This is a genomic window from Nitrospirota bacterium (genome assembly GCA_016207905.1).
Classification (GTDB): domain Bacteria; phylum Nitrospirota; class Thermodesulfovibrionia; order Thermodesulfovibrionales; family JdFR-86; genus JACQZC01.
This window is the reverse complement of record JACQZC010000045.1, coordinates 57743-72342: the sequence shown is the minus strand read 5'-3', so window position 1 is coordinate 72342 and position 14600 is coordinate 57743. Positions and strand designations below refer to the sequence as shown.

At 41.4% G+C, this 14600-nt stretch carries 14 protein-coding genes; 5 read left to right on the top strand and 9 right to left on the bottom strand.

What is annotated here, in order from left to right; genetic code table 11:
- The 5 genes from HY805_05560 to HY805_05540 all read right to left on the bottom strand — a co-directional run.
- A partial coding sequence (locus HY805_05560; protein MBI4823679.1) for a helix-turn-helix domain-containing protein occupies nucleotides 1–251 on the bottom strand: 251 nt, incomplete at its 3' end.
- A 100-nt stretch (nucleotides 252–351) separates the two neighbouring features.
- Nucleotides 352–720, bottom strand: a complete 369-nt coding sequence (locus HY805_05555) for a type II toxin-antitoxin system VapC family toxin (GenBank protein MBI4823678.1) — start codon at nucleotides 718–720, stop codon at nucleotides 352–354.
- Entirely contained in the window at nucleotides 692–976 is a 285-nt protein-coding gene (locus tag HY805_05550) for an AbrB/MazE/SpoVT family DNA-binding domain-containing protein (protein MBI4823677.1), read from the bottom strand. Before HY805_05550 ends, HY805_05555 begins: the two co-directional genes overlap by 29 nt.
- Before the next feature lie 76 nt (nucleotides 977–1052).
- A complete protein-coding gene (gene folK, locus HY805_05545; protein ID MBI4823676.1) occupies nucleotides 1053–1517 on the bottom strand; it encodes a 2-amino-4-hydroxy-6-hydroxymethyldihydropteridine diphosphokinase in 465 nt (154 codons plus the stop codon).
- Complete coding sequence (locus HY805_05540) at nucleotides 1517–2680, bottom strand: LL-diaminopimelate aminotransferase (protein ID MBI4823675.1); 1164 nt, start codon at nucleotides 2678–2680, stop codon at nucleotides 1517–1519. The genes folK and HY805_05540 overlap by 1 nt, the downstream gene beginning before the upstream one ends.
- 123 nt (nucleotides 2681–2803) lie before the next feature.
- Between HY805_05540 and HY805_05535 the strand changes: the two genes are divergently transcribed.
- The 4 genes from HY805_05535 (at nucleotide 2804) to amrS (ending at nucleotide 11295) form a co-directional block, all read left to right on the top strand.
- Nucleotides 2804–7246 carry a Fic family protein gene (locus HY805_05535; protein ID MBI4823674.1) on the top strand — a complete coding sequence of 1481 codons (4443 nt, stop codon included), beginning with the start codon at nucleotides 2804–2806 and terminating at the stop codon, nucleotides 7244–7246.
- Complete coding sequence (locus HY805_05530) at nucleotides 7243–7704, top strand: hypothetical protein (protein MBI4823673.1); 462 nt, start codon at nucleotides 7243–7245, stop codon at nucleotides 7702–7704. Before HY805_05535 ends, HY805_05530 begins: the two co-directional genes overlap by 4 nt.
- Before the next feature lie 282 nt (nucleotides 7705–7986).
- A complete protein-coding gene (locus HY805_05525; protein ID MBI4823672.1) occupies nucleotides 7987–10167 on the top strand; it encodes a DEAD/DEAH box helicase in 2181 nt (726 codons plus the stop codon).
- 111 nt (nucleotides 10168–10278) lie between these two features.
- Nucleotides 10279–11295, top strand: coding sequence for an AmmeMemoRadiSam system radical SAM enzyme (gene amrS, locus HY805_05520; protein ID MBI4823671.1), 1017 nt, complete (start codon nucleotides 10279–10281; stop codon nucleotides 11293–11295).
- Here the strand turns inward: amrS and HY805_05515 are convergent.
- The gene (locus HY805_05515) at nucleotides 11270–11632 is read right to left on the bottom strand and encodes a response regulator (GenBank protein MBI4823670.1); all 363 of its coding nucleotides are present in this window, start codon (nucleotides 11630–11632) and stop codon (nucleotides 11270–11272) included. The two genes, amrS and HY805_05515, sit on opposite strands and share 26 nt — an antisense overlap.
- Nucleotides 11633–11853: 221 nt before the next feature.
- On the opposite strand from HY805_05515, the gene HY805_05510 reads away from it, so the two are divergent.
- The gene (locus tag HY805_05510) at nucleotides 11854–12210 is read left to right on the top strand and encodes a helix-turn-helix transcriptional regulator (GenBank protein MBI4823669.1); all 357 of its coding nucleotides are present in this window, start codon (nucleotides 11854–11856) and stop codon (nucleotides 12208–12210) included.
- Here the strand turns inward: HY805_05510 and rimI are convergent.
- From rimI to HY805_05495, 3 genes are read right to left on the bottom strand one after another with little or no spacing between them, the layout of a single operon-like run.
- Nucleotides 12173–12643: a ribosomal protein S18-alanine N-acetyltransferase gene (gene rimI, locus HY805_05505; GenBank protein ID MBI4823668.1), complete on the bottom strand. Its 471-nt coding sequence runs from the start codon at nucleotides 12641–12643 to the stop codon at nucleotides 12173–12175. The two genes, HY805_05510 and rimI, sit on opposite strands and share 38 nt — an antisense overlap.
- On the bottom strand, nucleotides 12644–13336 hold the full coding sequence (gene tsaB / locus HY805_05500) for a tRNA (adenosine(37)-N6)-threonylcarbamoyltransferase complex dimerization subunit type 1 TsaB (GenBank protein MBI4823667.1): 693 nt from the start codon (nucleotides 13334–13336) through the stop codon (nucleotides 12644–12646).
- A complete protein-coding gene (locus HY805_05495; GenBank protein MBI4823666.1) occupies nucleotides 13333–14523 on the bottom strand; it encodes an MFS transporter in 1191 nt (396 codons plus the stop codon). Before HY805_05495 ends, tsaB begins: the two co-directional genes overlap by 4 nt.
- Nucleotides 14524–14600: the final 77 nt, after the last annotated feature.

The window sequence follows — 14600 nt, the reverse complement described above, 5'->3', positions numbered from 1 at the left end:
GTATCTCTCCTCTCCTCATCAGCAACATAGACAGCTTGAGATTCTTTTATCATCGGCATTTTTTTAAAACGAGTCGGCTTTGGAAGTGCTAAAAACTTATTATTTTTCTTTAAATATTTCTCTAAACTTTTTTTACTAAATAGCTTTTGTCCCTTAATCTTGGATGATTTTATTAGAGATTGCTTTTCTAAGCGATAAATTGTTGCTGGACTTACTTTAAGGTATTTAGCTGATTCTTTTGTGGTAAGCATTGCCTTTTTTTCCCCACCAATTATACCCTATACACTAAAACAAATTCATCTCTCCACCCTCAAAAAAACCTCACATCTGCCTCAGCGCATATCCCTCTCCTTAAAGCCACTCTATCCTCACAAGGCTTTTAACCATTTTAAAATCAGGGTCTCCTGTAAGTATTACGGCATTTTCACGCATAGCAGTGGCAACTGTAAAACAATCAGCATAAGAGATTGGATAATTGGACTTAATCCTCGATGCCTCTATAATATGGTCAAAAGAATTGGAGAGAACTTTTACGGGTAGATTGGGGAGAATGGTGCTTATAAAATAATCAGCATGCTCAATGCCCCTCTCTCTGGCAATAATATAATAAGTTTCTCCTACATTTATCTCGTTCATTATAATTGAGCAGTCCCCCGGCTCCATAGATAGCAGCTCCACTACTTTCTGATAATTATTTTCTTTTTTTAGGTACGCCAGCATGGCGAATGAATCTAATAATCCCTTTTTCACGCCTGATTTCCTCCTTCCTCTCTTTTAGAAGTGCCTTTGTTAGTGAGGTGCCCTTTTCAAAAATACCGCAAAATCCTTGAGCAGGGTTTTCAGGCAGGGGTATAATCTCTGCATGGTCTTTTACAACCTTGAGAAATACTCTGTGCTTTGGCTTGATGCCGAGGGCATCTCTTATCTCCTTTGGAACTACAATCTGACCCTTGGATGATACAGTTGCTGTAGGCATTGCTTTACCTCCATAAAATCGCTTTACTTTTATATTATAGTAAAACAAATCTATTCTGGTTTGTCAAGAAGTAGCATCAGCTTACTGGCTGGCTTCCTCTCTGTAGCTCCCTCACAGTCTTTTTCAAAACAGGATGCACTACATCTCCTGCAATCTCAGAAAGTGGCTTTAAGACAAACTCCCTCTGATGCATAAGGGGATGGGGGAGCTTCAAAGCAGGCTCATCCAATATAAGGTCATCGTAAAGGAGTATGTCTAAGTCGATGATGCGTGGACCCCACTTTATAGTCTCCTGTCTTACCATCTCTTTCTCTATCCCTTTCAGCGTCTTTAGGAGTTTTTGTGGAGAAAGGTCTGTCTCTGCCTCAACTGCCATATTTATGAATTCGGGCTGGTCTTTTACACCCACTGGCTCTGTCTCATACATGGATGACTGCTTTATGATACGGATGCCTTTTTCTTTGAGGGTCTCAATTGCCTTAAGGCAGTTTTCTTTTCTTTTGCCTAAATTCGAGCCTATGGCAATAAAGACAGTGGGCATTAAATGACTTTCCTTATCCTCTTTATTGCCTCCTTAATCCTTTCGACTTCTACCGTAAGTGCAAATCTTATATAGCCCTCCCCTTCATCTCCAAAGCCATTGCCTGGTGTAGAAAGAACGCCTGCCTTGTCAAGAAGATGCGAGACAAAGTTTGTTGAGTCAAACCCCTTTGGAACCTTTGACCAAAGGTAAAATGTAGCAGAAGGCTTTATGACACTAAGACCCATGCCTTTAAGTCCCTCATAAAGGGCATCCCTTCTTTCCTGATAGGTATCACGGATGTCCGAGACAACCGAATCGTCTGTCTTAAGTGCAGTAATTCCTGCCTCCTGTATTGCCTGAAACACGCCTGAATCTAAATTCGTCTTTATCTTTCCAAGCCCAGAGACAACCTCCTTTTTGCCAGAGACAAAGCCCAGTCTCCAGCCCGTCATGTTGTATGTCTTTGACAGAGAATGAAACTCGACTCCTACATCCTTTGCCCCATCTACCTCAAGAAAGCTCATAGGCATCTTGCCATCGTAGAATATCTCGGAATATGCCGCATCATGGCAGACAATGATATTATATCTCTCTGCAAGCCTCACCACATCTTCAAAGAATCCTTTACCTGCAACCGCAGAAGTAGGGTTGTTTGGATAATTTATGAACATCATCTTTGCACCTTTAAGCACAGAAGAAGGAATGGAGTCAATGTCAGGAAGAAAACCGTTTTTCTCCTTAAGTGGCATATGATATGGCTTTCCACCTGCAAAAAGTGTCCCTGTCTTATAGGGAGGATACCCGGGCGATGGCACAAGCACAGTATCACCTGTGTTTATAAATGCAAGAGGTATATGTCCTATTCCTTCTTTTGAGCCAATAAGGGAAAGAACCTCTGTCTCAGGGTCTAATGAAACACAAAACCTTCTTTTATACCACTCAGATACAGCAGTCCTGTAAGAAAGCATACCTTCATATGAGGGGTAGCGATGGTGAACAGGGTTTTGGACTGCCTTTTTCATTGCATCGACTATATGAGAAGGCGTTGGAATGTCAGGGTCTCCAATGGACATATCGATGAGGTCAACTCCATTTTGGATAGCCTCTTTTTTCATCTTATCAATCGAAGCAAAAAGATAAGGTGGAAGGTTCTTGACCCTTTTAGCAAGCTTTATATTTATCATAATGCCTCCACTAAGAATCCTTTCATTGCCTTATTGTAAGCAGGCAGGGATTTTGTGTCAAGGATTTCTGTATCGACTTCCCTATTGCAATAGCTCATTGAAAAGAAATATTATTTAGGGGTGGAGAAGCAAATAAAATTATTCTTTTGGAATAATCAAAACCTGTTTTCTGATAATTACCTTCAACATCATTTGCCTTCAACTTTCTTATGGGAAAGCCAGAAAGAAAAGGCGCAGGATGCTTTTGATGCAATTAAGAGGACATATGAGGAAATAAGTGTCTTGAATCTTGGTCCCGGTGAAGAGGCTGGACTTGAAGATAAATTTATACGGCCTGTACTTAAACTATTAGGGTATGAGTGGGATGTTCAGCCTATAACTGAGAGAGGTGCCAAAAAAAAGAGACCGGACTATGCCCTCTTTAAAGATAAGACTTCTCTTGAAACATCGCGAAAGGAAAAAGCCCATCTAACCTACTTTTTCAAGCACCCTTTAACTATCTTAGAAGCTAAATATTGGGGGAGACGGCTCAACGATGCGGACACTAAAGATACCCTTGACCGAAGAGACCCTACTGCCCAGACCGTAAAATATTTGGATAATGTATATTATGCCTCTGAAAGCCGTATCCAATGGGCTATTCTCACAAATGGAAAACATTGGAGGCTATTTTATTACAGGGCATCCTCCCGTTCTGGAAATTTCTTTGAGATTGACCTTGAAGAAATAATCAAACGAGGCAGTGTTGATGATTTTCTCTATTTCTACCTCTTCTTTTCAAGGGATGCCTTTGTAAAAGACCCTGCAACAGATAGGACATGGCTTGACCAGCATCTTAAAGGAAGCGAGGAGTATGCAGAAAGGGTAAGCGCAAAGCTCAAAGACCTTATCTTTGACAAGGTTTTTGAGGGGCTTGCCGAAGGATTTGTCCACTACAAAAAGGTAGAGCTTTCAGCAACAGGAGAAACCATTGAAAACAGAAAAGAAATTTTTAAAGGTTGTTTCACGCTTCTTTATCGTCTGCTTTTTTTGCTCTATGCTGAAAGCAGAAATCTCCTTCCAACAGAAGAGGATGGTTATTTTAGAGTAAGCCTTAAAAAACTCAAAGAGGATATTTATAAAGACCTCTCAGCCATAGGATTTAATAGGATGAGCAAAAGGTCTTATGGCTATTGGGCAAGGCTTGCAAGTCTTTTTGATATTATTGCCAAAGGAGACCCTGCGCTGAATGTTCCCATATACAATGGCGGTCTGTTTGAGACTTCAGATAGCAGTTTTCTTTCAGTCCATAAGATGCCTGACCCTTTTCTTGCTGAGGCTATTGAACATCTGACAATAGACCGCGAAGGTGACTATAGACCTGGCACCATCCCTTTTATAGACTATTCCTCTCTTAGTGTCCGCCATCTTGGGGATATATATGAAGGACTACTGGAGTTCCATGTTCAGATTGCTGATGCGGAAACAGTTGAGGTCAAAGAAAAGGGCAAATCCCTCTGGAAAAAAGTATCTGAAGTTGAGACAGGCACTAAAACTTACAGAAAAAAGGCAGAAGGCGAGGTATATATTGAAAACTCCAAACATGAGCGGAAAGCCACAGGCTCGTATTATACGCCTCATTATATAGTTGAATATATTGTAAAAAACACTGTTGGCTCAGTGCTTGAAGAACGATTAGAAACTGCTAAAAAACTTTTGTCAGAGCTTGAAAATGCAAATAAGGCATTAAAACGGCAGACATCCACAGATGGCATCAGAGGATATAAGAATAAAATTAAAGGACTTGAGGATTCAATATTTAATACTATTTTTGATATCAAAGTCCTTGACCCTGCAATGGGCTCAGGGCACTTCCTTGTCCATACAGTGGATTTTATCTCAGATAGAATTATCACTTTTCTTGCTGACTATCCTGATAATCCTGTCATAAGAAAAATAGATGAGATGAGAAATGAAATATTGAAAGAAATTGAAAGGCAGGGTGTCAGGATTGATGAAGGCAAACTTACTGAAGTAAACCTCATTAAGCGTATGGTAATGAAGCGAGTTATCTATGGCGTTGACCTTAATGATATGGCGGTTGAGCTTGCAAAGCTTTCTTTATGGCTTGACTCATTCACTTTAGGAGCTCCACTTTCATTCCTTGACCATCATTTGAAATGCGGGAATAGCTTAATCGGGGTGCTGGATATTTCATCTATTATAGTACCTAAAATTCTTGATACTTCAAGTGATGACATAGTGAAGTTTACTGATACGGAATCTTTTGCCAAAGTGAAACGCACTTTATCTTTTGTAACACAAGTTTCAGAATTAACGGATGCAACTATAACCGAGGCTAAAAAAAGCAATGAGCTTTTTAATTCTGCTCAAAAGGAAGTAGAGCCAATTCGCAGAAGGCTTGATGTAGCCACGGCAAAGCACTTTATGGATATGGGGGAAAGTTATAGCAGAGTGGACCAGCTTGCGTATACATTAGAATATGAAAAAGAGACATATCCTGAAATAGTGGAAAAATGTAAAAAGGCTTTACAGGTTGCAAAAGAGAAAATGTTTTTCCACTGGAGGATAGAGTTCCCGGAGGTGTTTTACACAGAGAGGGGGGAAAAAGAGAACCCGGGATTTGATTGCGTGATTGGTAATCCGCCTTATGTGAATGTTGAGAATATACCAAAGGAAAACCGAGATTATTTATTACACATCTCTAAATTGGTCAAGGGGAGATTTGATATCTATATTCCTTTTATTGGTCAAGGCTACGAATTGTTGTCAAATAGTGGAGTGTTTGGTTTCATTATACCGTACCCTTTTTTATATGAGCGCTATGGCGAACCTGTAAGAGATCTTTTACTTCAAAATGGTTCTCCATTACACATCGTAAATCTTTCAGGCTGGAAGGTCTTTCCTGACGCTACAGTACGAAACATTCTTTTATTTTTTGGAAAAGGTGGTTGCCCTTCAGAAATAACAGTGCTGAATCAAGAAGAAGATCCTTGGTTACATGGAATTAAAGGACACCTAAATCATATTCCATCAGCATTATTAAGTAAAATACCATATAAAATGTTCCGTTTAGAGATAAACGATGCCTATTCTCATTTGAAAGATAAAATTGGCGGCAGGTCAGTAAGACTGGGGCAAATTTGTTACACAAATTGGGGTGCAAGAAGTGGAAATATTAAAAAGTATGTGGTAGATAATGGACAGATAAAAGATGCTAAACCAATGTTAGATGGAGAAGATGTAAGGCGATATTCGATTACGCCGAGGAAAAAATTTTTACTTTACCGCCCCGAAGAACTTTATAATCCAATGTTTCCTGAACTATTCGAGAATACTAAACTGATTATACCTGATGTAACTGGTAAGAACGGGGTACAGGCCTCACTTGATACGAATGGATTTTATACTGAGCATACTGTTAGCCTTGTAGTGCCAAAATATCTCTTGAGAAATGTAACTTCTCGAAAGATAAAAATCTCTCAAGGAGATGAAAATCTTTCTGAAAAATACAATCTCGCTTTTTGTTTATCAATAATAAACTCTTCTTTAAACAGATGGTATTTTACTTCATTTATTGGGGGACAACTTCATACCTATCCAGATGACATTAAATCTTTCCCCATTCCCCGCATCTCCTTCACCACCCCTGAAAAGGAACGAAAGAAAAGGGTTTCTGAAGCTATAAGGTTGTATCAGACAGAAATCAATACTATTGCCTTAAATGCTGATAAATGGCAGAATAAAGAAAAGGGAGACAAAGATGACGAAGGCAGAGATAAGAAAGGCTCAACAAGATTTCAAGGAGTGGCAGAAAAACCACGCAGATATAAAGTCCCTGCGGAAGGCGTATCAGAAGAAGGTTCTGGACTGGGTAGTGAAGTCCATGGAGTTCGAGAAGGAGCCAGTGAGTATAAACCGTCTGAAGGAACTCCTAAAGAAGGACAAGACAGCACCCGTCCGCTAAATTCAACCCGCTATTTTGAGACAGCACAGGGGATAAAAACTTATTCCGAAGTCTCTGAAATCCTTGCGGTATCAGTTGCAAAAACCATAGAAGCCATTATTGAAACCTCTCCTGAAGATATATATTTTACCTCTGAATGGATTTGCAAACTTCATAATGATATAGCAGGTTCGCTCTTCCCTGACTGGGCAGGAAGGTTCAGAGATGTAAATGTCAAAGTAGGCACACACACCCCTCCACCCTTTTATGAAGCGCCTGTTCTTGTGCGATTGTATTGTGAGGATTTAGCAGTAAGATTATCATTTGCTTCAAAAGAAAAAGATATAGAAAAAATATCAGAGACACTTGCCTATGCAGACTGGCGGTTTCAGTGGATTCATCCTTTCAGGGACTTCAATGGACGTGTAGGAAGAATTCTATTAACTGCAATACTTTTCAAGTTAAGACTTCCGCCTGCTGAGACAGCATCTGTAGAACCTGAGGAAAAAGAAAGATACCTGAATGCACTCCATGAGGCTGACACAGGTAATCTATTACAGCTTATAGAGATATGGGTTAAAAGGCTTTCTAAGGCATTTAAGGAAAAAGAGAAATGATTTTTCATAATACTATAAAATGGGTGGCAGAGGAGCTTAAAGCCGACAGGAATGACACCATTCACGACCTCCTTGCCTATCTTGCAGAGCAGATGATTGAAATGAACAAAAAGAAGAACGAGGAAATCAAGGACTTTCTAAGATGGCTTGAGCGGGAGGTAGAGGTAGGGATTGAGAGCCTGTCAAATAAGACAGCAATCAAGGAATACCATGAGCATGACTTTAAGTATTTTCTTGAAATCCTTAAAAAGAACAAACGGAGCATCCCAATAGACCCTTCTGACAGAAAAACTCAGGAACTCTTTGAAAGGCACTTCACAAAAAGCATGTCAGTTCTTGAGCCACTAAAGGCAAAAATCAAAAACACGGATAACCTAATAGATGAAATAGTCTACAGGCTTTACGGACTAAACGATGATGAAACAAGAATTGTTACAAGGAATGCCGAGGACTTCTGAATAAGCTTGACAGGCTGAGGAAATTCGACCCCAAAGACCTATTGCTCAGAATGAGAAGCCGTATAAACCATAGTTCATTTTTTACTTGACAAAAGAGGGATTAAACTGCTATTATTTTAACTATAGTTTGAAGGGGGAAAGGAGAGACCCTTCGGCAGGCTCAGGAAGACGGAAAATTAATGTTAATTATTAAAGCAAAATTAAAATAAGAATCTTTTAAAATCAATATGTTAGGGGATACCCCCCTTCCCCTATTAACATTAAATTAAAAGGCAGAAAAAAGTGAAAATTGCCAACAATCTAACAGGATGTGCGATAATTAAGCCTATGAATATAAATGACATTAGGCAGTATGGTGGCTCTCGAGAGCTGATAGATGCCATTTCTGAAACAGGTCTTAAGGAGCTTTATCCTCCGCAGGAAATGGCGATTCAGGCAGGACTTCTTAAGGGAGAGGAGTCGTTTGTCATCTCTGCGCCAACTGCCTCTGGGAAGACCCTTATAGCCGAGATGTCAATACTCAAGGTATTCCTCGAGGCAAGGCAAAAGACAATATATCTTGTGCCCTTGAGGGCATTGGCAAGGGAAAAATACGAGGACTTCTTAAAGAAATATAAGGCATTGGGCATGATGGTTGCCTTAAGCACAGGAGATTATGACAGGGAAGAGCCATGGCTTCACAGTGCAGACCTTATAATTGCAACAAACGAAAAGATTGACTCCCTTATAAGGCATCATGCAGGCTGGCTAAAGGATGTGGGATTGGTCATAGCAGACGAGATACACCTCATGGGAGACTCCCGTAGAGGTCCTACCCTCGAAATAGTCCTAAGCCGTCTTAGGGCAATAAACCCCTGTTTAAGGCTTATAGCCCTGAGTGCCACAATCCCTAATGCAGATGAGATATCGAGGTGGCTTAATGCAAGGCTCATAGAGTCTGATTGGAGACCTGTTCCTCTAAAAGAAGGGGTTTACTATAACGGAAAGACAATGTTTCGTGATGGCACTGTCAGGCATTGTCCTCAAGAAAGTAGGATAGATGTGGTTGACCTCTCACTTGAGACAATAAAGGAAGGGGGGCAGGCTATTGTGTTTGTGAGTACAAGGAAATCGACAGAGGCGGTTTCAAGAAGGTGCTCGGAGTATGTAGGCGCTATCCTCCAAAAAGAAAAGACAGATGAACTGAAGGAACTTTCAGAGGAGGTGCTTTCAGCGGTCTCTGAGCCTACGCACCTTTGTAGAAAACTTTCAGAGCAGATTGCAAAAGGTGTTTCATTTCATCATGCAGGCATTAACTACACCCAGAGAAAACTCATAGAGGATGCATTCAGGCAGAATAAGATAAAGCTCATAGCCTCAACGACAACCCTCGCAATGGGACTAAACCTGCCCTCAAGAAGGGTCATCATAAGGGACTGGCTGAGGTATGAGTCAGGCATAGGTCAACTGCCGATTCCAGTTATCGAGATAAAACAGATGTCGGGAAGGGCAGGAAGACCCGGATACGATAAATACGGAGAGACTGTCCTTATAGCCCGAAGTATCAGGGACGAACAAAGACTTTTTGAAAAATATATAAAAGGCAGACCCGAAAAAATCCTCTCACAGCTTATAACACCATCAGCCCTTAGAACTCACATACTTGCATCTATAGCAGGTGGATTTACAGGCACAACGAAAGAGCTTAAAGGATTCTTAGGCACTACATTTGCCGGCTTTCAAAGGGGTGTGTCTTTCCTTATGGGTATTGCAGAGGACATAGTGGATTTTCTTTCGGAAGAAGGCATGGTGGTTTCGGTGAAAGAGGAGCTTCATGCAACAAGGTTTGGAAAAAGGGTCTCTGAGCTTTACATAGACCCAATGAGTGCAGTGATAATTCGGGATGGTATTCGTATGCCAAAGCCTAAAGAGGCTTTCCCCATGTTTCACCTTATAGCCCGCACCCCTGACATGATGAGGCTTACGATTAGAAAGAAAGACCATGAGGAGATGCTCGATGTTTTCTATGCACATCAGGATAAGCTTTTGATTTCAGAAAAAGAGGAATATCCCACTGATGAGAGCCTCTCTCAACTTAAGACTGCATCCTTGCTCATGCAGTGGATACTTGAGATGCCTGAGGATAAAATAACAAGCCACTTTGGAATTGGCCCTGGAGACCTGAGAAGCCTCGTAGAGCTAAGCAATTGGCTCATTTATTCCTCAAGCGAGATAGGCAAGGTCTTTGGCATTAAGGAAGAGGTAAAGGATATAAACAGGCTCAGGGTCAGACTTTCATATGGTGTCAAGGAAGAACTTCTTGAGCTTGTCAGCCTCAAAGGCATTGGAAGGGTTAGGGCAAGAAGCCTCTTCGGTGCAGGATTTAAGGGCATCAAAGACATCAAAGAGGCATCGGTCGATGCGCTAACATCTGTCCCTTCTATCGGAAGCTCGGTTGCAGAGAGCATAAAGAGACAGGTTTGAGAGAGGGAATTATTTTTTTATAGGGGGCAAAGCCACCATACCTTTAAATTGGGCGGGTGGAAGGGAGAAAAAATAGATGAAAAGAGGAATGTTCTAAGCTATAATCTTTCTATGAAAGAGGCAATGTTTTATGAGAGGCTCGAAGATGGAAAGGTTCGGTGCTTTCTATGCGGACATGGATGCACAATAAAGCCTGGGAAAAGAGGCATATGCCATGTAAGGGAAAATATAGACGGAACCCTTTATAGCCTTGTCTATGGAAAGGTCATCTCGATGAACATAGACCCCATAGAGAAAAAGCCCCTTTTTCATTTCCTTCCAGGGTCAAGCTCTTTTTCTATTGCAACGGTTGGCTGTAACTTCAGGTGCGAGCATTGCCAGAACTATGAGATTTCACAGTATCCAAGGGAAAACCCCGATGTTCCAATACCCGGAAAGGATATGACGCCTGAGGAGGTAGTAGAGCTTGCCCAAAGATACAAATGTGAGAGTATCTCTTATACTTATACGGAGCCAACTATATTTTTCGAGTTTGCCTATGACTGTATGAGGCTTGCACGGGAAAAGGGAATCAAGAATGTCTTTGTAAGCAATGGCTTTATGACACCTGAGTCTGCAAGGGTTGCGGCAGAGTATCTCGATGCAAATAACATAGACCTTAAAGGAGACAATGAGTTCTATAAATCGATATGTCATGCTAAGGTTGAGCCTGTCAAAGAGACCATCAAGCTCATGAAGGAGCTTGGAGTGTGGGTTGAGGTGACAACCCTCATAATCCCTGACCACAACGACTCAGAAAAAGTGCTCAGGGACATTGCCGAGTTCATAAGCTCGGTTGACCCATCAATCCCATGGCATGTGACACAGTTTTATCCTACATATAAATTAACCGATAAGCCTCGCACACCTGTTAAGACATTAAGATGGGCAAGGCAATTGGGTTTTGAGGCAGGACTAAAATATGTTTATGAGGGAAATGTCCCTGGAGAAGGAGGTGAAAACACATACTGCCCGAAGTGTAAAGAGCTTCTCATCAAAAGATTTGGCTTTAGCATAATCGAAAACAGGATTAAAGAGGGAGCCTGCTTTAGATGTAAAACCCCTATGGATGGGGTCTTGGAGTATTAAGGAGGAAGCCTACTTCATCCATAAGCCCCTTAAGGTCAAAAGGGCTACTTATAACCTTTCTTATGCCTAAATCGCGGAATTCCGCTTCCTTTCTACACATGCCTATTATTGGCATATTTGGATATGTGCTCCTTATCGTCTCTATGAAGGCTGACCAGTTCATGCCCGACAGATGATAGTCAACTATAAGGAGGCTAAACCCCCTCGTTTGCAATGAGCTGATTGCCTCATCTATACTGTCCACACACAGGGCATCGTAGCCGTAAAACCAGAAAAAATCCTTAAGGATTTTCTTTTTAATCTCATTGCCCTCTATTATGAGAATACTTTGCTTCATGCTTACTTATACTACTTAAAATTGTATATGTCAACATATTTCTATTTTAAATTGTAGTATCTGACTACACCCTAAAGTATAAGTATTTTAAAAACACAACCTTTGGATTGTAGATTTATGTTTCTTGAATCGTTAATAATTCATCTGCTGTGAAATTAATGGTTGCTTTTTTAAAAGCAAGGTGTTATTTTAGATAATAAATAAATAAAAAAATTTAGAAAATGATTACCAAAAAAGATATAGGAAATCTTATAAGAAGACTAAGAAAGGTAGCAGGCATGACCCAGATGGAGCTTGCCGAACAGATGAACATTACCTATCAGCAGGTTCAGAAGTACGAAAAGGGCGTATCGGAGCTTACCATAAAAAGACTAAGGCAGGTAGCAGATGCCCTGAATGTTCCTGTAAGCACATTCATTCCCGACGATAGCGGAGTGGCTGAGCCCGATGCTCCTTATCTTACCGAGGATGAAACGAATCTCCTCACCCAATTTAGAAAGCTAAGGAGTAAGAAACTCAAAGAGGGCTTTGTAAGAATCCTCAAGGATATGACTGAGATGTCCTTGAGGAAAGGCTAAAAGCCATCACAACTGCATCCTCTTTTGGGAATTCATAATAGGATTTTCTTATCCCCACAACCTTAAAGCCAAATGACTCATAAAGCGCCCTTGCTTGATAATTAGAGGCCCTGACCTCAAGGTATACTGTCTTACATTGAGTCTCACTCAACTCTTCGAGGGCTTTAAGGACAAGTGCCCTTGCTATACCCTGCCTTCTCATGTCAGGCCTGACCGCAAGATTAAGTATATGGGCTTCATCCGCAATATGTCTTACGCATATATACCCTACTACATTTGACTCCAATTCTGCTGTATACGAGAGCGAATTCGGGTTATATGTCTCGTTATAAAAAGATGCCTCTGACCATGGTGTGCTGAAGGACAATCTCTCTATCTCCAGTATCTCTAAGATATGGTGTCTCTGCATCTTTTGGATGATGACTTCTCTCATTCAGGACATTAACTTTAGCTCTGCCTCTGCCTTTCTTAGGTAAAAGGGACTCAGGGTCAAGGGGTTATCGAATTGTCCACAGAGTGCCTTTTTCATCCCCAGGTATGCTGTGGCAGAAGCAAGTGGGACATTTAGATGAGGAGGGGGAAATATTGCCCTATCACCGAGTGCCTCTAAGATTTCCTTTTTATAAAGCAAGGCTCCTTGGCCTGCAAACATAACCCTTTCATGCTCTTTAAGAAGGTCTGTCAATTCCCTTATCTTTATGGATGTCTCGGAAAGGGCTCTACAGAATCCGTCTTTGTTCCAGAGAAACACACCTGCATAGACCTCTTTTTTCCTTGCATCGAGGAGCGGACACACGGGGTATGGGCTCATGGGAAAATTCCACGAAAATGCCTCCAATGTCGGCACTGCCACTACTGGAATGCCTGTTGCATACGAAAAGCCTTTTACAGTGCTCAGACCTATTCTTAGCCCTGTAAAAGAGCCCGGACCAATGGACACTGAAAGGGCATCCATATCAGAAACGGTAATGCCTACCTCTTTGAGGCAGTGGTCGATTTCAACCATCAGCCTCTCTGAGTGTCCTTCGCTGACAGTAAATCTCACTTCCATGATAATGCCCTGAGCATCGTCCATTACAGCGGCTCCACCTGTCATTGTCGAGGTCTCTATGGCAAGCACCTTCATGTCCTTTTCCCCATTATAATTGCAGATGCTAAAAGACAAATGCTTGAGCCAACCGTAACTGCCATAGCAGAGCCAAACATATCTGCCACAATGCCAATTAAGCTGTTTCCTATTGGAGCCATACCTAAAAACACTAATGTATAAAGGCTCATAACCCTTCCCCTCAAGCCATCAGGGGTTTTAAGCTGGATATAGCTGTTCGATATGGCTAAGAATGTTACAACCGCCCAGCCCGTAACAACCAGAGATGCCATCGAAAGATAGTAGTTTTTTGAAAGAGAAAATATAATCAAAGAGATTGGCAAAAGCATAGTAGTCAGCCTTTGCAGTTTCTGCTTTTCTTTTATATCTCCTATAAATGCAAGCATCATGGCTGCTGTAAAGGCACCTCCACCTGCTGAGCCCGAAAGAAAACCAAGCCCCTTTACGCCAACATCCAATATCTCTTCTGCAAACACAGGAAGAAGCGTTATAAACGGTATTGCAAACAGGCTGAAGACTGCTACACTAAGCATGACCTTCCGAACCTGAGGCTCTCCCTTTACAAACCTCATTCCCTCACACAGTTCTTTCATAAGCCCTCTTGTTTCCCTCTTTTCTCCCTTTGCCTTTATCATCGAAAGGGCAATGATGACTGCAACAAAGCTCAGGGCATTTAGGTAAAAGCATGCAGGAAGCCCTATATAAGCAATGGTCATGCCTGCTATTATAGGACCTATGATTCTTGCACCATTAAATGCGGCTGAATTAAGTGCTATTGCATTCAAGAGATTGCCCCTTTCCACCATCTCGACCAAAAAGGACTGTCTTGCAGGCAAATCAAAAGCATTAACCGTGCCTAAAAACACTGCCAGTGCCATGACATGCCAAACACTAATGATTTCTATGCTCGTCAGTGCACCTATCAGGACTGCTGGAATCATTGAAAGGGCACTGGTCAGAAGAAGAAGATTCCTTTTTGCAACCCTGTCTGCGACAACCCCTCCTACGAGGGTAAAAAAAAGCACAGGCAGAGAGCCAGCCGCAGACACAATGCCAAGATAAAAAGGGGACTTCGTAAGGGAATAAACAAGCCAGCCCTGTGCAGTTGAGTGCATCCATGTGCCTGAATACGATACTATCTGTCCTACCCAGAAAAGCCTGAAGTCTTTGAAATAAAAGGCGGAAAAGCTAACGGGTTCCTTCATAGGCTATATTTTACATTAAAAAGACAATGTGGTGTCTGCGAGGAGAATTATTTTCATGGGTAGTGTAAAATCTTCTG

What these genes read in the sequence shown, in the direction of transcription:
- HY805_05555 (MBI4823678.1), bottom strand. Translation starts at nt 720, where the DNA reads ATGCTGGCGTACCTAAAAAAAGAAAATAATTATCAGAAAGTAGTGGAG.
- HY805_05550 (MBI4823677.1), bottom strand. Translation starts at nt 976, where the DNA reads ATGCCTACAGCAACTGTATCATCCAAGGGTCAGATTGTAGTTCCAAAG.
- folK (MBI4823676.1), bottom strand. Translation starts at nt 1,517, where the DNA reads ATGCCCACTGTCTTTATTGCCATAGGCTCGAATTTAGGCAAAAGAAAA.
- HY805_05530 (MBI4823673.1), top strand. Translation starts at nt 7,243, where the DNA reads ATGATTTTTCATAATACTATAAAATGGGTGGCAGAGGAGCTTAAAGCC.
- amrS (MBI4823671.1), top strand. Translation starts at nt 10,279, where the DNA reads ATGAAAGAGGCAATGTTTTATGAGAGGCTCGAAGATGGAAAGGTTCGG.
- HY805_05515 (MBI4823670.1), bottom strand. Translation starts at nt 11,632, where the DNA reads ATGAAGCAAAGTATTCTCATAATAGAGGGCAATGAGATTAAAAAGAAA.
- HY805_05510 (MBI4823669.1), top strand. Translation starts at nt 11,854, where the DNA reads ATGATTACCAAAAAAGATATAGGAAATCTTATAAGAAGACTAAGAAAG.
- rimI (MBI4823668.1), bottom strand. Translation starts at nt 12,643, where the DNA reads ATGAGAGAAGTCATCATCCAAAAGATGCAGAGACACCATATCTTAGAG.
- tsaB (MBI4823667.1), bottom strand. Translation starts at nt 13,336, where the DNA reads ATGAAGGTGCTTGCCATAGAGACCTCGACAATGACAGGTGGAGCCGCT.
- HY805_05495 (MBI4823666.1), bottom strand. Translation starts at nt 14,523, where the DNA reads ATGAAGGAACCCGTTAGCTTTTCCGCCTTTTATTTCAAAGACTTCAGG.